Genomic DNA, 20,666 nt, shown 5'->3' on the forward strand with positions numbered 1-20,666 from the left:
GCGACTCGACGGGCCGGCCGGGGCACGGACCGCAGGCCGAAAGGGCCTGCCTGGGGAGGGGAACGCGTCATGAGGGTCAGCGTCTTGGGGCTCGGCTATGTGGGCTGCGTGTCGGCCGCCTGCCTGGCCGGCCAGGGGCACGAGGTCATCGGGGTGGACGTGAACCAGGTGAAGGTCGACCTGGTCAACGACGGCAAGGCACCGGTGGTCGAGGAGCGGATCGGCGAGCTCATCGCCGAGGTCGTACGGACCGGAGCGTTACGCGCCACCGGCGACGTCCGCGAGGCGATCATGGGCAGCGAGGTGTCGCTGGTCTGCGTGGGCACGCCGTCGGAGCCCAACGGCAGCCTGTGCACGACGTACTTGGAGCGGGTCACCGAGCAGATCGGCGCCGCGCTGGCCGAGCGGGGCGGGCCGCAGCAGCGGCACACCGTCGTGTTCCGCAGCACCATGCTCCCGGGCACCTGCCTGAACCTGCTGGTGCCGATCCTGGAGAAGTCCGCCGGCGGCACGGCCGGGGTGGACTTCGGGGTCGCGGTCAACCCGGAGTTCCTGCGCGAGGGCACGAGCGTGCGGGACTTCTTCGATCCGCCCAAGACCGTCATCGGCGAGCTCGACCCGGCGAGCGGCGACGCGGTGGCGGCGCTGTACGGCGGCTTGCCCGGCGAGGTGTTCCGGGTGCCGGTCCCGACGGCCGAGGCGATCAAGTACGCGGACAACGCGTTCCACGGCCTCAAGATCGGCTTCGCGAACGAACTGGGCGCGGTGTGCCAGGCGCTGGGCGTGGACTCGCACCAGGTGATGGACGTGTTCCTGGCCGACCGCAAGCTGAACATCAGCCCCGCCTATCTGCGGCCCGGCTTCGCCTTCGGTGGCTCCTGCCTGCCCAAGGACCTGCGCAGCCTGGTCCACGCGGCGCGGCGGGCCGACGTCTCGGTGCCCATCCTCTCCCACGTGCTGCCCTCCAACTCCGACCATCTGCAGCGGGCGGTGGAGCTGGTCGAGCGCACCGGCAAGCGCCGGGCGGGCCTGTTCGGTCTTTCCTTCAAACCCGGCACCGACGACCTCCGCGAGAGCCCGCTCGTCGAACTGGCGGAGCGGCTCTTCGGCAAGGGGTACGACCTGAAGATCTACGACGCCAACGTGAGCCTCTCCCGGCTGATCGGCGCGAATCGCGAGTACATCGAGACCCGGCTTCCGCACCTCGCGCTGCTGCTCGCGGATTCCGTCGACGAGGTACTCGAGCACTCCGAGGTGTGCCTGGTCGGGACCAGGGATCCGGCCGTCCTGTCGGCGCTGCCCCATGGCGACGGACCAGTGATCGTCGACCTCATCCACCTTCCCGACGCCGATGCGCGTCGGACCGAACCGGGGTACGTGGGCCTTGCTTGGTGACGCAATGGGTGACGCAGACAGCGGCGACCGGCGAGGCCGGCGCGCGCTGATCCTCGTAGAGAACCTGTCGGTGCCCTTCGACCGGCGGGTGTGGCAGGAGTGCACGACGTTGCGCGACGCGGGCTGGACGGTGCACGTCATCTGTCCCCGGGGGGAGAAGCGGGACACGGAGCCGGAGGCGGAGATCGACGGGGTGCGGATCCACCGCTATCCGTTGCGCGCGGCCACCGGAGGTCCGGCCGGCTATCTGCGGGAGTACGGATCGGCGTTGTGGCACACGGCCCGCCTTGCCCGGAAGGTCGGCCCGGTCGACGTGGTGCACGCCTGCAACCCGCCCGACCTGCTGTTCCTGCCGGCCCTGTGGCTGAAGCGGCGCGGCGCGCGGTTCGTCTTCGACCAGCACGACCTGGTGCCCGAGCTGTACCTCTCCCGGTTCGACCGCGGCGAGGATCTGCTCTACCGCGCCGTGTGCGCCCTTGAACGGCTGACGTACCGGGCCGCGGACGTCGTGCTCGCCACGAACGAGAGCTACCGGGACGTCGCGGTGCGCCGTGGCGGTCGGCGCCCCGCGGACGTCTTCGTGGTGCGCAGCGCGCCCGACATCGACCGGTTCCACCCGGTGCCGCCCGAGCCGGAGTTGAAGCGCGGCAAGCCTCATCTGCTGTGCTACCTCGGCGTCATGGGACCGCAGGACGGCGTCGACTACGCCTTGCGGGCCCTCGCGAAACTGCGCGACGAACTCGGGCGGACCGACTGGCACGCGGTGTTCGTCGGGGCCGGCGACGCCTTCGACGCGATGGTCGAGCTGTCCCGGCGGCTCGGACTCGACGGGCAGGTGCAGTTCACCGGGCGCATTCCGGACGCCGACCTGGTGCGCTACCTGTCCACCGCGGACGTGTGCCTCTCCCCCGACCCGCGCAATCCGCTCAACGACGTGTCGACCATGAACAAGGTCCTGGAGTACATGGTGATGGGCCGGCCGATCGTCTCCTTCGACCTGAAGGAGGCGCGCGTCTCCGCCGGTGACGCCGCCGTCTACGCGCCCGCCGACGACGAGGCCGAGTTCGCCGGGCTCATCGCGCTGCTCCTCGACGATCCGGCGGAGCGGGCCCGGATGGGCAAGGTCGGCCAGGAGCGGATCGGCGGGCAGCTTTCCTGGCGGAACTCGCAGGCTTCGCTGCTCGCCGCCTACGCCGCTGCCTGCCGTGACCGCGCTCCGGTGCGGCGGGCGTCCCGGTCCGGGCGAGGAGGAGGCAGCGCCGTTGAGCGATGACACGATACGCCTGGTCACGATCGGGCGGATTCTCCGCCGGCGCCGACGGCTTCTCGCCACCCTCGCCGTGGTGGGCGCGCTCGTCGGCTACGGCGCCTCAGTGCTGTTTCCGCCGCGGTACACGACGTCGGCATCGGTCCTCCTTCCGGGGCAGTGGGAGGAGCGCGAACTGCTGACTCAGGCGGAGATCGCGACCAGTTCGGCGGTGGTCGACCGCGCGGCCGCCGCACTCGGCCGGCCCGGGGGCAGCGGCACCGGGCTGCGGGACCGAGTGAGCGCCAGGGCCGCAGACGGGAACATCATCAAGATCTCGGGTACGGACGACACCCCGGAGGGTGCGCAGCGGCTCTCCGACCAGGTGGCCAAGGAATTCGTCACCTTCACGGCGCGGCTCGCAGGTGACAACACCGACTCCGAAGCGGCCACGGAGCCCGAGGCACTGCGGCAGAAAGTGGTGGAGACCAACCGCCGCATCTCCGACCTCGCCGACGCGGCCGATCCGGGGCGGACCGTGGAGAGCGTGCAGGCCCGCACCGAGCTCGAGAAGCTGCGTACCACGCTGCAGGAGGCCATGAAGAAGCTGGACGACGCCGACCAGGCGACCAGCAAGGCCGGCATGGTCGTCATGGGTCCCGCGGCCCGGCCGACCGGCGAGGCGCCGCCGACGAGGATGCAGCTCGTCGTCGCCGGGGCGCTGCTGTTCTTCCTGCTCGCGGTCGTCGGCCATCTCGCCGCCGCACGGGTGAATCGGCGACTGCACACCGAACCGGAGATCGCCGCGGCGCTTGGCTCGGTGCTCCTCGGCACCGTCGACGTACCTGATGAACGGCCCGCGCACCGGCCCAAAAGCCGTGGCGCGCGGGCCTGGATCCGCCGACTGCTCAGCATCGACACCCGGTGGGACATACCGACGCCGCGGAGGTCCGGCGACGAGGCGAGCAGGCGGATCCGCTACCGACGGGTGTGCGCTCGCCTCCGCAACCAGCTGCCGGCCCCGCGGCGCCTCCTTGTTGTCGTACCGGACGGCGACGAGATCGCCCGCCGGGCCGCCGGGCAGCTCGTCGCCGAGGCCGCGAGCGATCCGTCTCCAAGCTCTCAACTGCGTTCGAGCAGGGGAGACCCCATGCTGCGGGTGGTGGACGTTCCGGTGTCCCAGCCGCTGGTGCCGGACCGCGACACCGAGTCCGGTGCCCTGGTCGTACTCAGCGCGGGCAGCTGGACCGCAGGGGAGCTCGTCGGCATCGCCGAGGCGTGTGCGGACGCAGGACATGAGGTCGTCGGCATCGTCGTCGCCGACACGGTCCGGGCCCGTCCGGCGCGGACTGCCGGCCGTCCTCCCGAGAACGCCACCCCGGCGCTCGCGACGCGCGGCCACGCGACGGGAGGTTCAGCGTGACGACGAGCACGACGCCGGAGCCGTCGGCAGCCGCTCCGCTCCTCGACCTGCGGACGCTGGTGGTGGCGGTGCGCAGACGCCGCCGCCTCTGGTGCTCCCTGGCGCTGCTCGGGCTCCTGGTCGGCGCGGCGGTGGCGGTCCTGCGGCCGCCGCCGCCGACCGCGGTGACCAAGGTCCTTGTCGCGCATCAGGAGGACCAGCCGAACGACACCGGCACGCTGATCCGCACCGACGTCGAGCTCCTCGGCACCACGCGGATCGCCGGCAAGGCCCTGCAGGCCCTCAAGTCCCCGGAAAAACCGGAAGACTTCATGAAGGACTACCGGGGCACCGGCCTGACCAACAACCTGCTGCAGATCGATGTGACAGGCGACAGCGACGCGGAGGCGGTGGCCCGGGCCAAGGCGCTGGCCGACGCATTCGTCGCGGACCATGTGCGGCGGATGCGGGAGGCCGCGAAGGCCGAGGCCACGTCCCTCCTCGACCAGCGTGACCGCATGCGGGACGAGCTCGCCAAGGTCAACAAGGCGATCGGGGACCGATCGCCGGAGAGCGACCCGAAGGCGTCGGCGAGCATCGAGTCGCTCTTCGCCCGCCGGGCCGAGCTCACGTCGCGGATCGCCGATTTCGGCCGGCGCGCCGAGGAGGCGCGCGTCGGCACGCCCAAGGTCGTCGCCGGCACGCAGATCGTGGACGCCCCGCGCGCGGTGCGGCACTCCCTGCCCAAGGCCGCCGCCACGAACGCCGCGATCGGGCTCGTCCTCGGCCTCGTCCTCGGCCTCGCGCTGGCCGCGGTCGGCACGGTGGTGGCGGACCGCCCCGTGCTGCGCCGGGACATCGCGGCGAACCTGGGCGCCTCGGTCATCGCGGAGCTGCGCCGGCCGGCCGGGCCCTGGCAGCGCCGACGGACCCGGGTGGCACGCGAACGACTCACCGCGACCCTGGCCCGCACCGTGCGCGGCTCCGCGGAACCGGTGTCGCTCCTCGAACTGGGCTGTGCGCGCGGCACGAGCGTGCTCGCCCTGAACGTCGCCAGGGCACTGGCGGCGGACGGGCCGGTGGTCATCGTCGACGGTCTGCCAGGACCGGAGCTCGCCAACAGCCGCCGGCAGCCAGGAGATCCGGCCGTGGTCAGCGGCGAGCACGCCGCGGGCGCCCCGCATCAGGCGCGCCGCCTCGGCGTCGGCTCGGTCGCGCCCGGCACGGCGTGGACCGACCTCCAGTACCTCGGCAGCCAGGCCGTGCTCGTCGTGCGCGCCGGGCACGGCAGCGCCGCATGGCTGCACACCGTGGCACGGCAGCTCTCGGACCAGCGCATTCCGGTGATCGGTGTGGTGCTGATCGACCCCGATCCGCGGGACAGGACCGACGGCACGCTGTGGGACGGGCCGCACACCGCGCCGCGCGGCCCTCATGAGCGGGCGGCCCGGCAGAACGGGACGGGCCGGCCGCGGACGGAACGGCCGTCGATGCCGGCCGCACGGGTCCCGTACAGCGACCAGGAGGTGCGGTAGATCATGTGTGGCATCGCAGGCACGTACCGATGGCCGGACGGGAAGGTCGTGACCGACCGGCTCACCGATGTCCTCGCCCACCGCGGCCCGGACGGGGCGGGCCGGTACAACCACGCCGCCGGTGACGGCGAAGTGCACCTCGGGCACCGCCGGTTGGCCATCATCGACCTGTCCGAGACCGGCGCCCAGCCGATGGTCTCGGACGGCCTCGCCCTCACGTACAACGGCGAGCTGTACAACGCGCCCCAACTGCGTGCCGAGTTGGCGACCGCAGGGGTGCGCTTCCGCGGTACCTCCGACACCGAGGTGCTGCTGCAGGCCTGGCGGCGCTGGGGCACGGACTGTCTGCCCCGGCTGCGCGGCATGTTCGCGTTCGGGATCTTCGACGAGCGCACCGGTGAACTGGTGCTCGCCCGCGACCAGTTGGGCATCAAGCCGCTGTTCCTGCTCCGGCGCGGTGCGGGCCTGATGTTCGCCTCCGAGCTCAAGGCGCTCGCCGCCGTGACCGGCGGGACGCTGGAGGTGGACCACGCGGCCCTTGTGGCCTCACTGCTGTACTACTGGGTGCCGGACTCGCGGTGCGCGTTCCGCGAAGCGGAGAAGCTGCCGCCGGGGAGCTGGATGAAGTTCCGGCCCGACGGCCGGGTGGAGCGGGGCCGGTACTGGCACCTGAAGGACGTCGCCGCCGAGGGCCGGGAGCGGGCCCGCTCCGGCGAGCAGCCGGACCTGGCCGCCATCGTCGAGGAGTCGACCCGGCAGCACCTGCTCTCCGACGTACCCGTGGCGACGTTCCTCTCCGGCGGTCTCGACTCCAGCTACCTGACCGCCCTCGCGGCCCGCGACCGGCCCGGAATCTCCGCTTACACGATCGGATTCCGCGCCGAGGACGCCAAGTTCGAGGCGATGCCGGACGACCTGCGCTACGCCCGGCAGGTCGCCGAGCGGTTCGGCGTCGACCTGCGGGAGATCGAGATCGCTCCGAACGTGCTCGACCTGCTGCCGCAGATGACGTACCACCTGGACGAGCCGATCGGCGACCCCGCCGCGATCAACACGTACCTGATCTGCTCGGCCGCCCGGGAGGCCGGGGTCAAGGTGATGCTCTCAGGGATGGGCGCCGACGAGCTGTTCGCCGGCTACCGCAAGCACCTGGCCAACCTCCTTGCCCTGCGCTACCAGCGCGTTCCGCGACCGCTGCGGCGCGGTGTGTCCGCGGCCGTGGGCCGGCTGCCGGTCGCCACGGCCCGCCGCGGTTACCGGTCGGTGCGCTTCGCGAAACGGTTCCTGTCCTTCGCCGAGCTGCCGGAGGAGACCGCGTTCCGGCGCAGCTACACCATGTACGACCAGGACGAGCTGCTCGCCTTGATCAACCCGGACTTGGCCGGGACGGTCGACGACGTGCTCACCGAGCATGCGGACATCTACGAGGACAACGACCTCGACGACTTCGTCAACCGCATGTGCCTGGGCGACGCCCGGATGTTCCTGCCGGGTCTGAACCTCGCGTACACGGACAGGTCGAGCATGGCCGCGTCGACCGAGGTGCGGGTGCCGTACGTGGACGTCGAGGTGGTCGAGGCGGCGTTCGCCGTGCCCGGCGATCGCAAGATCGTCGGACGGCAGGGCAAGGCCGTTCTCAAGGAGGCGGCCTCCTCCATCCTGCCGCGGGAGATCGTGTACCGGCCCAAGGGCCTGTTCAGCGCCCCGCTGCGGGCCTGGATGAGCCGCGATCTGGCACCGCTGGTGCGCGAGGTGGTGCACGACGGCGTGCTCGTACGTGACGGATTCCTGCGCCGCGACGCGCTGGCGCGGATGGTCGCCGAGGACGCCGCCGGGCAGCGGGACTTCTCCAAGCATCTGTGGCATGTGCTGACCCTCGAGTACTGGTATCGCGGCGCGACTTCTGAGGAGCTTGGGTGAAACAGGTAGTGCAGAACTACAAGAGCGGCGAGTTGGCGCTGCTCGACGTGCCGGCGCCGGGGTGCAAGCCGGGCGGTGTGCTGGTGCGGACCGCGTACTCGCTGATCTCCACCGGGACCGAGCTCATGAAGGTGTTCGAGGCCGGCCTGTCGATGGTGGGCAAGGCCCGCTCCCGGCCGGACCAGGTGGCCAAGGTCATGCAGAGCGTGGCCACCAACGGATTGCCCGCCACCTACCGCAAGGTGGTCAACAAGCTCGACTCCTATACGCCGTTGGGCTATTCGCTGTGCGGGGTGGTCGAGCAGGTCGGCAGCGGGATCGACGATGTGGCGGTCGGTGACCTCGTCGCCTGCGCCGGCAATGAACACGCGTTGCATGCCGAGCTGAACTGGGTGCCGAAGAATCTCTACGCCCGGGTGCCGGACGGCCTCGCGCCGCGGCACGCGGCCTTCGGCACCGTCGGGTCGATCGCGATGCAGGGCGTCCGCCGCGGCGAACCACAGCTCGGCGACGTGGCCCTGGTCATCGGCCTCGGGCTTGTCGGGCAGCTGGTGGTGCAGTTGCTTGCCGCCTCGGGGGTCCGCGTCGTCGGGGTCGATCCCGACCCGGTGCGCTGCGAGCTGGCCGAGCGTCTGGGCGCGGCGGCCTGCGGCGATCCGGCGTCCGCGGCAGTGGAAGCCGCCGTCGCCGAGCTCACCGGCGGTCACGGCGTGGACCAGGTGTACCTGGCCGCCGGCGGCGGCAGCAATCAACCGGTCGAGCTGGCCGCCCGGTTGAGCCGGGACCGCGGCCGGGTCGTCGACATCGGCAAGTGCCGCCTGGACCTGCCGTGGAACGCGTACTACGAGAAAGAGCTCGACGTCCGGTTCTCCCGCTCGTACGGCCCCGGGCGCTACGACCCCGCGTACGAGCTCGAGGGACGGGACTATCCGATCGGCTACGTGCGCTGGACCGAGCGCCGCAACCTGGCGTGCTTCCTCGATCTCCTCGCCCGCGGCCGCGTCGACGTGCAGCCCCTGGTCTCCCACATCGCCGACTTCGACGACGCCGTCGAGACGTACCAACGCCTCAAGGACGGCGACTTGAAGGCCGTGGCCGTGCTGTTCCGGTACCCCGAACACGCGAGGGAAGCGGGGGCCCCGGCGGTGGCCGTGCCCGCCGTGCACGTGCGGCGCAGTCCGGCCCAGGCTGCCACGACTCCGGTGCGCCTCGCGTTCGTCGGCGCGGGAAACTACGCGACGTCGATGCTGCTGCCCCACCTGGCACAGCGCGACGGCGTCGAGTTGTCCACGGTCGTCACCACGACGGCGCTGTCCGCGGCCAACGCGAAGCGGAAGTTCGGCTTCGCCGAGGCGACCACCGACCTGGACGCCGTGCTGGGCGACAAGTCCATCGACGCGGTGTTCGTGGTCACCCGGCACAGCTCGCACGCAGAACTGACCCGAAAGGCACTCCTCGCAGGCAAGACCGTGTTCGTGGAGAAGCCCATGGCCCTCTCCGAGGACGACCTGGCAGGCGTGCTCGCGGCGGTGGAGGAGTCCGGCAACGACCGGCTGCAGGTGGGCTTCAACCGCCGGTTCGCGCCGCTGCTGCAGGAGGCCAGGAAGCGGTTCGGCGCCCGGACCGGTCCGGCGAGCCTGCGCTACCTGGTCAACGCGGGTCGCCTCGATCACGGCAGCTGGTACCTGCGGCAAGGCACCGAGGGCTCGCGGTTCGCGGGCGAGGGCGGGCACTTCATCGACACGGCGAGCTGGCTGCTCGCGGCCGACCCGGTCTCGGTGTACGCGACCGCCACGCCCGGCAACGAGGACCTGCAGGTCGTGCTGCGCTACCCGGACGGGTCCACCGCCACCATCAGCTACGTCACCACCGGCGCGGCCGGCTTCCCCAAGGAGACGCTGGACCTCATCGCGGACGGCAAGGTGCTGCGGCTCGACGACTTCGCCCGTGCCTCGGTGTACGGGCACAAGCGGTGGGTCAGTTCGCGGCTGCCCAAGGCCCGGGACAAGGGCCAGAACGCCGAGCTGGCCGCGTTCATCAAGGCCGTGCGGACCGGCGGGCCGATGCCGGTCCCGCTGTCGTCCCTTGTCGCCACCACGGCGGCCACCCTCGCCGTGCAGGCAGGCCTGGCCGGCGGCGCGCCGGTGACGTTGGCGAGGGCGCGATGACCATGAGCGCGAGCTGGTACCTGCGGCGGCTTTCCCGGATGAGACCGCGGGAGATCGGCGGCCGGGCGGGCGACGCGGTGCGCAGGCGGCGGTGGCGGTCGGCGCGCCCCGACTGCCCGAGCGTGACCGGCGCCCGCTTCACCGCGGTACTGCCCGCCGGGACGATCGCCACGGTGCCGCCGGACGCCGCGAAGCGTCTCATCGCGGAGGCGGACCGGCTGCTGGCCGGGCACGTCGAGTATTTCGGGGTGGTCCGCGACGACCTGGTCGACCCGGACTGGTGGTGCGACCCGAAGACCGGGCGCCGGGCTCCGTGGGGCTATGCCTTCGACGTGCCGTACCGGAACGAGGACGCGGTCGGGGACATCAAGCAGATCTGGGAGCTGTCCCGGCATCAGTACCTCACCGTGCTCGCCGCCGCCTACGCGATCACCGGGAACGAGCGGTACGCCGAGCGGGTCGCCGAGCACCTGCGGTCGTGGTGGGCGGCCAACGCGCCGCTGCGCGGAGTGCACTGGATCAGCGGCATCGAGCTGGGCATCCGGCTGCTTTCCTGGGTGTGGATCCGCCGGCTGCTCGACGGCTGGCCGGGCGCGGCCGGTCTCTTCGAGAGCAACCCGGTGGCGCTGAACCAGATCTGGCACCACCAGCGCTGGCTGGCCGCCTTCCCCAGCCGAGGATCTTCGGCGAACAACCACGTCATCGCCGAGGCCGCCGGGCAGTTCGCCGCGGCCTGCGCGTTCGGGTGGTTCCCCGCCTCGGCGCGCTGGCGGGACGCCGCGCTGCGGTCGCTGGAGCGGCAGCTGCGCGGCAACACCTTCGACTCCGGCCTCAACCGCGAACTGGCCACCGAGTATCACGGACTTGTCCTCGAGCTCGGCCTGGCCGCGGTGGCCGAGGCGGATGCCGCCGGCGTGCCGGTCCCCGCGTCGATCCGCCTTGTGCTGCTGCGGATGACCGACGCGCTCGCGGCCGTCGTGGACAGCCGGTTACGGCCGCCGCGCCAGGGGGACGCGGACGACGGGCACGGCCTGGTCCTGGACGGCGGCGGCACCGACCGCTGGGCCTCGCTCCTCGCCACCGGGGACGCCCTGTTCGGCCGGCTCGCCTGGTGGCCGACGGTGACCGGCACCGACGTACGCACCCCGCTCCTCGCCGCACTCATCCGGCCGTACGCGGAAGAGGAAACCGCACCGGCCGTGACCCGCCCGGCAAGCCGACCGGCCCACTTCGCGGACGCGGGCATGACCATCCTGCGCGGTCCGGGAGAGAGGGGGGAGATCTGGTGCCGCTGCGACGGTGGCCCGCACGGGTTCCTGTCCATCGCCGCGCATGCCCACGCGGACGCGCTGTCCGTGGAGGTCCGGCACGACGGGGTCGACGTGCTCGCCGACCCGGGGACGTACTGCTACCACGGGCAGCCCGAGTGGCGGCAGTACTTCCGGTCGACCCTCGGCCACAACACCCTGCAGCTGGACGGCGGTGACCAGTCCGTCTCCGGCGGCCCGTTCCTGTGGACCCGGCATGCCAAGAGCCGCGTCCTGGTCACGGACACAGCGGACACAGCGGACCCATCCGGCGCGGGTGTGGCCCGCTGGTGCGCCGAGCACGACGGCTACCGGCGCTCCGTACACCGCCGCAGGGTGGAACTGAGCGGCGCGAGCCAGGAGTTGAGGGTGGTCGACGAGGTCCACGGCCAACACGGCGCGCGCCGGGCCGCGCGCCTGGCGTTCCACCTCGGCCCCGCGATCGCCGCGTACTTGGTGGGGAACCGGGCCGTGCTCACCTGGACCCGGGACGGCGAGGACCGCTCCGCGGTGCTCGACCTGCCCGGGCAGCTGTCCTGGCGGGCGCATCGCGGCGAGACCGACCCGCCGCTGGGCTGGTACTCCCCCGGCTTCGGGCGCAAGGAACCCACCACCATGCTGGTCGGCACCGGCTTCGCCGACGGCGACCAGGGGTTCATCACCGTACTCAGGTTCCGCGGCTAGGGGGGCGCGTGGGGATCAAGAGGGGGCACTGGGCGTGGGCGGTGGCACCGCTGGCGCTGGCGCTGCTGGCGGCGACCGGCTGTGAGAGCAGCACGCCGGGCAACGACCGGGCGGAGCCGACCACCGCCCCGTCCACGCCCGTCGCCCGGGTGTGCGCCAAGCCCGCGGCCGGTCCCGCGAAGGCACCGGCGGGCGCGGTGACGGTCGACCCCGCGGTGACCGGTGACCTGACCGCGAAGACCAAGAGCAGCCCCCCGAACACCACGTTCTGGCTTCGGCCGGGCAAGCACAGGCTCGACCCGGACCGCTACGCCCAGGTCATCCCCAAGAAGGGGAACCGCTACCTCGGCGCGCCGGGCGCGGTGCTCGACGGCCGGAAGACCAACCAGTACGCGTTCGGCGGCACCGCCCGCGACGTCACCATCCGCCACCTGACCGTGCGGCGCTTCGTCGCGCCCCCGGACGAGGGCGTGGTCAACCATGACTCGGCCGACGGGTGGGTGATCGAGCACGCGACGATCAAGGACAACTCCGGTGCCGGGCTGATGGCCGGTGCCCGCCAGCGGGTCCGCGCCAACTGCCTGCGCGGCAACGGCCAGTACGGCATGAACGCGTACAAGGCCTCCGGGCGCCTCACCGGCCTGGTGGTCGAGGGCAACGAGATCGTGGGCAACAACACCGACGACTGGGAGCGGAAGCGGAAGGGCTGCGGCTGCACCGGAGGCATCAAGTTCTGGGCCGTCGACGGCGCCGACGTACGCGGCAATTGGGTGCACGACAACCGCGGAACGGGGTTGTGGGCGGACACCAACAACAACGACTTCCGCATCGAGAACAACGTGCTCGAAGCCAACGACGGCGCCGCGCTGATCTACGAGACCAGCTACAACGCGGTCATCCGGAAGAACACGATCCGGCGGAACAACTGGGTCGAGGGCCGCAAGGCGGCCGACCGCGGCGACAGCTTCCCGTTCGCGACCGTCTACCTGTCCGAGTCCGGCGGCGAACCACGCATCCGAGCCCGCACGGACAAGATCGAGATCTACCGGAACGTCCTTGAGAACAACTGGTCCGGGATCACCCTCTGGGAAAACGCCGACCGGTTCTGCAACAGCCCGGCCAACACCTCCTCCGGCGACTGCACGTTACTGGTGAAGAAGACCGACCGCTGCGCGCGGCCTGCGATCACCAAAGCACCGCTCTACGCCGACTGCCGGTGGAAGACCCAGCGGGTGGACATCCACGACAACCGCTTCGTCCTTGACACGTCCGTCGTCGAGTGCACGACGAAGTGCGACCGCATGGCGGTGCTCGCCAACTACGGCACCTACCCCGACTGGTCGCCCTACCAGGGCGAGCGGGTGGCCGAGGCCATCACCCACAAACAGCACAACCGCTGGCACGACAACGTCTACCTCGGGCCATGGAAGTTCGTGGCCCACGACCCGAGCCGGGTGCTCGACTCCGGGCAGTGGCAGGGCAGCCCGTACGAGCAGGACGCGGGCAGCACCTTCGGCCCACAGGCCGGTGGTTGAGATGGGCGGGGACACACCGAAGACCGTCGGGGTCGTCTGGGGATTGCTGGTCCTCAACACGCTCGGCTCCACCGGAGCGAAGACCATCGTCCCGCTGCCCCGCTCCCTCATCCAGATCGTCACCATGGGCGCGCTGGTCGCCGCGTTCGCGCTGGCGCTCGCGCTCAATCTCCGGCTGCGCATCCGAGCCGGCGCCTTCGTGTTCCTGCTCACCCTGCTGCTTGTGCCGAGCGTGATCTCCAGCCTGCAACTGGAGTCCGGGTTCGGCGCGCTGTTCCGCTGCGCCCGCCTGGCTCTCTTCGTCGGCACGCTGTGGCTGCTCAGCCGCTGGTGGGACGGCGGCGTGACGTTCGTCCGGCACCACATCCGAATGTACTTCGCGGTCCTCGGGTCGGTGGCCGCCGGACTGGTCGTCTCACCGGGCGCGGCCATGCCCGAGCTCTACGGCGGGCGCCTGGTCGGCGCGTTGTGGCCGCTCACCCCGCCGCAGATCGGACAGTACGCCGCGGTGATCATCGGGCTCACCGTGCTGCTCGTACTGGGCCGCCGGACCGACAGTGTCAGCGCGGCGGTCGTCATCGTGCCGTCACTCGTGCTGCTGGTGCTGACCCATACGCGGACGGCCACGCTCGGCCTGCTCATCGGGTTGGTGCTGGCGATCGGCTCGCTCGTCCTGACCAGCGCGGCCGCGCGCCGGTTCTTCGCCTGGGCGGTGCTGTGCGCCGCGGTGGCCGCGGTGGGGTTCGCCTCCGCGCTGCGGGCGTGGTTCCTGCGCGGCCAGAGCCAGGAGTACTTGACCAGCCTCACCGGTCGGGAAAAGGTCTGGGACGCCCTCCTTGCCGCGCCCCGGACGACCATGGAGAAGGTGTTCGGCGTGGGCCTGGGCGACAAGTCGTTCGGCGGCCTTCCGATCGACAACAGCTGGCTGGCCGTCTACCACGAACAGGGCCTGACCGGCGTCGCCATCGTCGCGACGGTCATCATCGTCCTCGCCGGCGTCGCGTTGCTGCGGCCACCGTCGCTGTCGAGGGCCTGCGCGATCTTCCTGATCAGCTACTGCGCGATCGCGTCGTACACCGAAGCCGGTCTTGGCGACGCCTCGCCGTATCTGCTGCATCTGGCCGTGGCCGCCTCGCTCCTCGCGGCACCTGCCGCGGCCACGCCCCTCTCGACGCCCGCAGTCCGTCAACGACATGTCCCGCGCTGGGCCCGGGATCGGGAGGTGACCTGAGCATGCACGGCTTGCACGTTCTCGTGGCGCACAACCGCTACTCCTCGGCGCAGCCGAGCGGGGAGAACATGGTCGTCGACCAAGAGGTGGAGCTGCTGCGCGCGGCCGGCCACCGGGTCGAGGTGTTCGAGCGGCGCAGCGACGACATCGGCGCCCGGTCCCTGCTCGGCAAGGCCGCGGTGCCGCTGCTCGTGCCGTGGAACCGGGCGGTCCGTACGGAGCTCGCCGCCCGGCTTCGCACCTCACGCCCTGACGTGGTGCACGTCCACAACGTCTTCCCGCTCCTGTCGCCGGCGGTCCTTGCCGCCTGCGCCGACGCCGGCGTGCCCGCCGTCGCCACACTGCACAACTACAGCCAGGTCTGCCCGCCCGGCACCCTGCAACGGGACGGTCGGCCGTGCACCGAGTGCGTCGGCTCTGCGGTGCCGCTGCCCGCCGTCCGGCACGGCTGCTACCGGAACTCCCGCCTTGCGACCGTGCCCCTCGCGGTCAGCCTGTCGGTCAACCGGCGGCGGTGGTGGTCCGGCGTGGAACGGTTCTTCTGCATCTCCGCGGCGCAGCGCGACGTCCTGGTGCGGGCCGGTATGCCGGCCGAACGCCTTGCGGTGAAGCACAACTTCGTTCCGGAGCCCGGCACTTGCCGTTCGGGCGCCGGTGAGCAGCTGCTCTATCTCGGCCGGCTCGCGGAGGCCAAGGGCGTACGGCTGCTCATGGCCGCGTGGGACGAGCTCGCGGCGGACGGCGGTGTGGGCGTGCCGCTCGTGGTCGCGGGCGCGGGGCCGCTGGAGCGGGAGGTGACCGCCTGGGCGGCGGGCCGGGACGACGTGCGGTACGTCGGCCTGTACGACCAGGCCCAGTGCCGGGAGGCCGTCGCGCGGTCGGTCGCCGTGGTGACTCCCTCGACGTGGCTGGAGACGTTCGGCCTGGTGGTCGTGGAGGCGATGGCGGCGGGGGTCCCGGCCGTCGCCGCCGGTCACGGAGCCTTCGTCGAACTCGTCGAGGACGGGGTGACCGGGCTGCTTCACCGGCCGGGCGAGGCCGCCTCGCTCGCGTCCTGCCTGCGCCGGATCACGGCCGAGCCGTCCCGCAACCGGGAGATGGGCCAGGCGGCCCGGCGCCGTTACGAGCAGAGATTCAGCCCGGCCGTCGGCCTTGAGCGCCTGGTGGAGGGGTACCGCACCGCGATCGCGGGTCGGACGGAATTATTGGGGGGCAGTAAATGACTGGATGCCGACTCTGCGGCTCGGCGGCGCTGGCAAGCGTCGTCGATCTGGGGGCGACACCACCCTGCGAGAGCTTTCTCGCCGCGGACCAACTGGACGAGCCGGAGCCCGCGTACCCGCTGCACCTGCGGGTCTGCACCGACTGCTGGCTCGCGCAGATTCCTCCGCTGATCACGCCGGAGGAGACGTTCACGCAGTACGCGTACTTCTCCTCGTACTCGACCTCCTGGGTGGAGCACGCGCGCGCCTTCGTGGCCGACGCCGTACAGCGGCTGGATCTCGGCTCCGACGGCGCCGACAGCTCCGACGGCTCCAGCGCCTTCGTGGTCGAGGTCGCGAGCAACGACGGTTATCTGCTGCGGCACGTGGCGGACCGGGGGATCCGCTGCCTCGGCATCGAGCCGTCGGTGAACGTCGGCGCGGCGGCGCGGGACGCGGGTGTGCCCACGCTCACGGAGTTCCTGGACTCGGCCACCGGCTCGGCCGTCCGCGCCGAACACGGCCCGGCGGACCTGGTCGTGGCCAACAACGTGTACGCGCACATCCCCGACGTGGTCGGGTTCACCCGGGGGCTGCGTGCCCTGGTCGCCGACGACGGCTGGGTGTCCATCGAGGTGCAGCACCTGCTGACCCTGATCGAGGAGAACCAGTACGACACGATCTACCACGAGCACTTCCAGTACTACACGGTCGCGTCCGCGAGCCGGGCGCTCGCGAGCGGCGGACTCGCGCTCGTGGACGTCGAGTTGCTGCCCACGCACGGCGGCTCCATCCGGCTGTGGGCCCGGCCGGCCGAGGTGGCGGGCGAGCCGAGCGGCCGGGTGGCCGACGTCCTTGCCCGGGAGAAGGCGGCCGGGCTGCAGGAGCTGTCCGGGTACACCGAGTTCTCCGCCCGGGTGGCGAAGGTGCGCCGGGACCTGCTGCGGTTCCTCGTCGAGGCGGCCGAGCGCGGCGAGACGGTCGTCGGCTACGGCGCCCCGGGCAAGGGCAACACCCTGCTCAACCACTGCGGCATCCGGCCCGACCTGCTCCCGTACACGGTCGACCGCAACCCCTACAAGCACGGCAGGTTCACCCCGGGCACCCGCATCCCGGTCCTGCCGCCCGAGCAGATAGCCGCCGACCGGCCGGACTACGTCCTCGTCCTCCCGTGGAACCTGCGGGCCGAGCTGGTCGAGCAGCTGGCCTTCGTACACGACTGGGGCGGCCGGCTCGTCTTTCCCATCCCGGAATTGAGCATTGTCGAGGTCGCGTCTTGAAAGGGCACAGTATGAAGGTCGTGCTGTTCTGCGGCGGTTACGGGCTGCGCATGCGCAGCGGAACCTCCGACGACATACCGAAGCCGATGGCGATGGTCGGCCCGCGGCCGCTGATCTGGCATGTCATGCGCTACTACGCGCACTTCGGGCACACGGAGTTCATCCTGTGCCTCGGGTACGGGGCCCACCACATCAAGGACTTCTTCCTCAACTACGAGGAGACGGTGTCCAACGACTTCGTGCTGCGGGGCGGGCGGACCGAGCTCCTCTCCACCGACATCGCCGACTGGACGATCACGTTCGCGCAGACCGGCATCGAGTCACCGATCGGGGAGCGGCTGCGCCGGGTGCGGCACCACCTGGACGGCGACGAGATGTTCCTCGCCAACTACGCCGACGTCCTCACCGACGCGCCGCTGCCGGAGATGATCGACCGGTTCGCCGTGCGCGACGCCGGTGCGTCGATGATGGTGGTGCCCCCGCAGTCCTCGTTCCACTGCGTGGACCTGGGCGAGGACGGCCTGGTGGGCGGCATCACCGCGGTGAGCGAACTGCCGCTGTGGGAGAACGGCGGCTATTTCGTGCTCCGCCAGGAGGTCTTCGACCACATCCCGGAGAACGGGGACCTGGTCGCCGACGGATGCGCCCAACTGGCCAAGCGCGGCCGGTTGTTGGCCCACCAGCACCGCGGCTTCTGGAAGCCGACCGACACCGTGAAAGAGCGGGCCGCGCTCGACGCCGCCTACGCGCGGGGCGAGCGTCCGTGGGCCGTGTGGGAACGGGACGGCGCCAAAGCGAGGACCGCGTGATCAAGCTCAAGTCCGGGCGGCTGGACCGGATCGTCGCGGTGGGCGCGCACTGCGACGACATCGCCATCGGTGCAGGCGGCACCCTGCTGACGGTGTGTCACGCGCGGCCCGGCATCGGCGTCGACGCGCTGGTGCTCTCCGGCGGTGGCAGCGAGCGGGAGCAGGAGGAGCAGGCCGCGCTCGCCGCCTTCTGCCCGGGCGCCGAACTGCGGCTCACCGTACTCAAGTTGGCGGACGGCCGACTGCCTGCGCAGTGGGAGGAGGCCAAGGCCGCAATCGAGGAGCTGCGTGCGCGGACAGAGCCGGATCTGGTCCTTGCACCGCGCGCCGAGGACGCGCACCAGGACCACCGCGGCCTGGCGAAGCTGGTCACCACCGCGTTCCGCGACCACCTCGTACTCGGCTACGAGATCGTCAAGTGGGACGGCGATCTCGGCCGTCCAGCGGCGTACCAGCCGCTGTCGCCGGAGATCGCCGAACAGAAGGTGCGGCTGCTGCAGGAGCACTACCCCTCGCAACGGCACCGGCCCTGGTACGACCGCGAGGCCTTCCTCGGCCTCGCCCGGATCCGCGGCATCGAATGCCACGCGCGCTACGCCGAGGCGTTCGCCGCCACCAAACTCACGCTCAATCTGGGGGGATGAACCTTGCGGGTACTACTGACCGGACACCAGGGCTACCTGGGCACCGTGATGGCCCCGGTCCTCGCGGCCGCCGGGCACGAGGTCGTCGGCCTCGACGCCGGCCTGTTCGCCGACTGCGTCCTTGGCCCGCCGCCCGCGGACCCGCCGGGGCAGCAGGTGGACCTGCGCGACGTCACGGCCGACCACGTGGCGGGGGTGGACGCCGTGATCCACCTGGCCGCCCTGTCCAACGACCCGCTGGGATCGCTGGCGCCGAAGCTCACCTACGACATCAACCACCGCGCGTCCGTACGCCTCGCCCGGCTGGCCCGCGACGCCGGAGCACGGCGCTTCCTGTACGCGTCGACCTGCTCGGTGTACGGCGCCGCCGGCGGCGACGACCTTGTCGGCGAGGAAGCCCCGCTGCGCCCGGTGACGCCGTACGCGGAGTCCAAGGTGCGGGTGGAGGACGACCTGCACGCGCTGGCCGACGGCGACTTCACCCCGGTGTTCATGCGCAACGCCACCGCCTTCGGCTACTCGCCCCGGCTGCGCGCCGACATCGTGCTGAACAACCTGGTGGGCCACGCGCTCCTGTCCGGCGAGGTGCTCGTGCTCTCCGACGGCACCCCCTGGCGCCCGCTGGTGCACGCCGCCGACATCGCACGGGCCTTCACGGCCGCGCTCACCGCCCCGCGCGAAGCGGTGCACGACCGGGCGTTCAACATCGGCAGCGAGACCAACAACGTCACGGTCGCCGAGATCGCCGAGCAGGTCGCCGCGGCGGTGTCCGGCTCGAAAGTGGTGATCACCGGGGAGAACGGTGCCGATCCACGGTCGTACCGGGTGGACTTCTCCCGGTTCCGCGCCGCGATATCCGGCTTCGACTGCGAGTGGACGGTGAAGCAGGGCGCGCTCGAACTCGCCGACGCCTACCGGAAGTTCGGGCTGACCCGGGAGGGCTTCGAGCAGCGCTTCACCCGCCTTGCCGTGCTGCGCGCGGCGTCCGACGCGGGCGCCGTCGACGACACCCTGCGGTGGCGCCGATGAGCGAAGTGGGCGACGCGATGTACGCGCTGGTGGAGCGGCTGTACCCGCTGTGCCGAAGCATCACCGGCGACGGCGTGCGCGCCACCCTGGACATCGTCGGCGAGTACGTCCCCCTACAGGTGCACGAGGTGCCGACCGGGACCCAGGTGCTCGACTGGACGGTGCCGCAGGAGTGGAACATCCGGGACGCGTACATCGCCGACACCGCCGGCAACCGGGTCGTCGACTTCGCCGCGTCCAGCCTGCACGTGCTCGGCTACAGCGTGCCGGTGTCGGCGACCATGCCCCTGTCCGAGCTGCGCGGCCACCTGCACACCCTGCCGGACCACCCGAGCTGGGTGCCGTACCGCACGAGCTACTACAAGCCGGAATGGGGCTTCTGCCTGGCCCAGGAGACCCTGGACGCGCTGCCGGACGGCGACTACGAGGTGCACATCGACTCCACGCTCGCCGACGGCCACCTCACCTACGCCGAGCACGTGATCCCCGGGCAGGTCCCCGATGAGGTGATCGTCTCCTGCCACGTCTGCCATCCCTCGCTGGCCAACGACAACCTGGCCGGCATCGCGGTGGCGACGTACCTGGCTCGCGTGCTGGCGGAGCAGGAGCAAACCCCGTACTACACCCACCGGTTCATCTACGCGCCCGGCACCATCGGGGCGATCACCTGGCTGGCCCGTAACGCGGAGCGGGTGGAACAGGTCAAGCACGGGCTTGTGCTGGCCTGCGCCGGTGACCCGGGCTCGCTGACGTACAAGCAGAGCAGGCGCGGCGACGCGGAGATCGACAAGGTGATGCGGCACGTGCTCGCCGCCTCCGAACGCCCGCACCGCGTAACCGAGTTCACTCCGTACGGCTACGACGAGCGGCAGTTCTGCTCACCCGGATTCGACCTCGGCGTGGGCTCGCTCAGCCGGACCCCGTACGCCGGCTACCCCGAGTACCACACCTCGGCGGACAACCTGGACTTCGTCTCCCCGGAGGCGATGGCGGACACCCTCGCCGTCTGCCGTGAGGCATGCGCCGTCCTCGACCGCAACCGGCGGTACGTCAACCTCAGCCCCTACGGCGAACCACAGCTGGGCCGACGCGGGTTGTACGACGCGCTCGGCGGCCGCAGCGACACCAAGCAGGCCCAGATGGCCATGCTCTGGGTGCTCAATCTCTCCGACGGCGAGCACAGTCTGCTGGACGTCGCCGAGCGGTCCGGACTGCCGTTCGGCGCCGTCGCCGCCGCGGCCGACGCCCTGGGCGCCGCCGGGCTGATCAAGGCGTGACG

Annotated in this window: 14 protein-coding genes and 1 pseudogene; all 15 read left to right on the forward strand. The window is 71.5% G+C overall.

Annotation, left to right across the window (positions count from 1 at the left end):
• Positions 1–69: 69 nt before the first annotated feature.
• The 15 genes and pseudogenes from AC0KTA_RS02510 (at position 70) to AC0KTA_RS02580 (ending at position 20,664) form a co-directional block, all read left to right on the forward strand.
• Positions 70–1,395, forward strand: coding sequence for a nucleotide sugar dehydrogenase (locus tag AC0KTA_RS02510; RefSeq protein WP_481053414.1), 1,326 nt, complete (start codon positions 70–72; stop codon positions 1,393–1,395).
• A pseudogene (locus AC0KTA_RS02515) lies at positions 1,352–2,661 on the forward strand (glycosyltransferase family 4 protein). Before AC0KTA_RS02510 ends, AC0KTA_RS02515 begins: the two are co-directional and overlap by 44 nt.
• The gene (locus AC0KTA_RS02520) at positions 2,658–4,064 is read left to right on the forward strand and encodes a Wzz/FepE/Etk N-terminal domain-containing protein (RefSeq protein ID WP_481053415.1); all 1,407 of its coding nucleotides are present in this window, start codon (positions 2,658–2,660) and stop codon (positions 4,062–4,064) included. The pseudogene AC0KTA_RS02515 and the gene AC0KTA_RS02520 overlap by 4 nt, the downstream one beginning before the upstream one ends.
• Complete coding sequence (locus AC0KTA_RS02525; RefSeq protein WP_481053416.1) at positions 4,061–5,578, forward strand: Wzz/FepE/Etk N-terminal domain-containing protein; 1,518 nt, start codon at positions 4,061–4,063, stop codon at positions 5,576–5,578. Before AC0KTA_RS02520 ends, AC0KTA_RS02525 begins: the two co-directional genes overlap by 4 nt.
• Positions 5,579–5,581: 3 nt before the next feature.
• Positions 5,582–7,498 (forward strand): asparagine synthase (glutamine-hydrolyzing), encoded by a 1,917-nt coding sequence (asnB, locus tag AC0KTA_RS02530; RefSeq protein ID WP_481053417.1) that lies wholly within the window; start codon positions 5,582–5,584, stop codon positions 7,496–7,498.
• Entirely contained in the window at positions 7,495–9,666 is a 2,172-nt protein-coding gene (locus AC0KTA_RS02535; protein WP_481053418.1) for a bi-domain-containing oxidoreductase, read from the forward strand. Before asnB ends, AC0KTA_RS02535 begins: the two co-directional genes overlap by 4 nt.
• Entirely contained in the window at positions 9,663–11,657 is a 1,995-nt protein-coding gene (locus AC0KTA_RS02540) for an alginate lyase family protein (RefSeq protein ID WP_481053419.1), read from the forward strand. The genes AC0KTA_RS02535 and AC0KTA_RS02540 overlap by 4 nt, the downstream gene beginning before the upstream one ends.
• A gap of 8 nt (positions 11,658–11,665) precedes the next feature.
• Positions 11,666–13,192 (forward strand): right-handed parallel beta-helix repeat-containing protein, encoded by a 1,527-nt coding sequence (locus tag AC0KTA_RS02545; protein ID WP_481053420.1) that lies wholly within the window; start codon positions 11,666–11,668, stop codon positions 13,190–13,192.
• 1 nt (position 13,193) lies between these two features.
• Positions 13,194–14,423 carry an O-antigen ligase domain-containing protein gene (locus tag AC0KTA_RS02550; protein WP_481053421.1) on the forward strand — a complete coding sequence of 410 codons (1,230 nt, stop codon included), beginning with the start codon at positions 13,194–13,196 and terminating at the stop codon, positions 14,421–14,423.
• Between the two features lie 11 nt (positions 14,424–14,434).
• Entirely contained in the window at positions 14,435–15,646 is a 1,212-nt protein-coding gene (locus AC0KTA_RS02555; RefSeq protein WP_481056287.1) for a glycosyltransferase, read from the forward strand.
• Positions 15,643–16,905: a class I SAM-dependent methyltransferase gene (locus AC0KTA_RS02560; protein WP_481053422.1), complete on the forward strand. Its 1,263-nt coding sequence runs from the start codon at positions 15,643–15,645 to the stop codon at positions 16,903–16,905. Before AC0KTA_RS02555 ends, AC0KTA_RS02560 begins: the two co-directional genes overlap by 4 nt.
• A gap of 11 nt (positions 16,906–16,916) precedes the next feature.
• Positions 16,917–17,714 carry a glycosyltransferase family protein gene (locus AC0KTA_RS02565; protein ID WP_481056288.1) on the forward strand — a complete coding sequence of 266 codons (798 nt, stop codon included), beginning with the start codon at positions 16,917–16,919 and terminating at the stop codon, positions 17,712–17,714.
• Positions 17,711–18,358: a PIG-L deacetylase family protein gene (locus tag AC0KTA_RS02570; RefSeq protein WP_481053423.1), complete on the forward strand. Its 648-nt coding sequence runs from the start codon at positions 17,711–17,713 to the stop codon at positions 18,356–18,358. The genes AC0KTA_RS02565 and AC0KTA_RS02570 overlap by 4 nt, the downstream gene beginning before the upstream one ends.
• A gap of 3 nt (positions 18,359–18,361) precedes the next feature.
• On the forward strand, positions 18,362–19,387 hold the full coding sequence (locus AC0KTA_RS02575; protein WP_481053424.1) for an NAD-dependent epimerase/dehydratase family protein: 1,026 nt from the start codon (positions 18,362–18,364) through the stop codon (positions 19,385–19,387).
• Positions 19,384–20,664, forward strand: a complete 1,281-nt coding sequence (locus tag AC0KTA_RS02580) for a DUF4910 domain-containing protein (RefSeq protein WP_481053425.1) — start codon at positions 19,384–19,386, stop codon at positions 20,662–20,664. Before AC0KTA_RS02575 ends, AC0KTA_RS02580 begins: the two co-directional genes overlap by 4 nt.
• Positions 20,665–20,666 lie beyond the last annotated feature (2 nt).

Source organism: Streptomyces sp. Y309 (assembly GCF_056712025.1).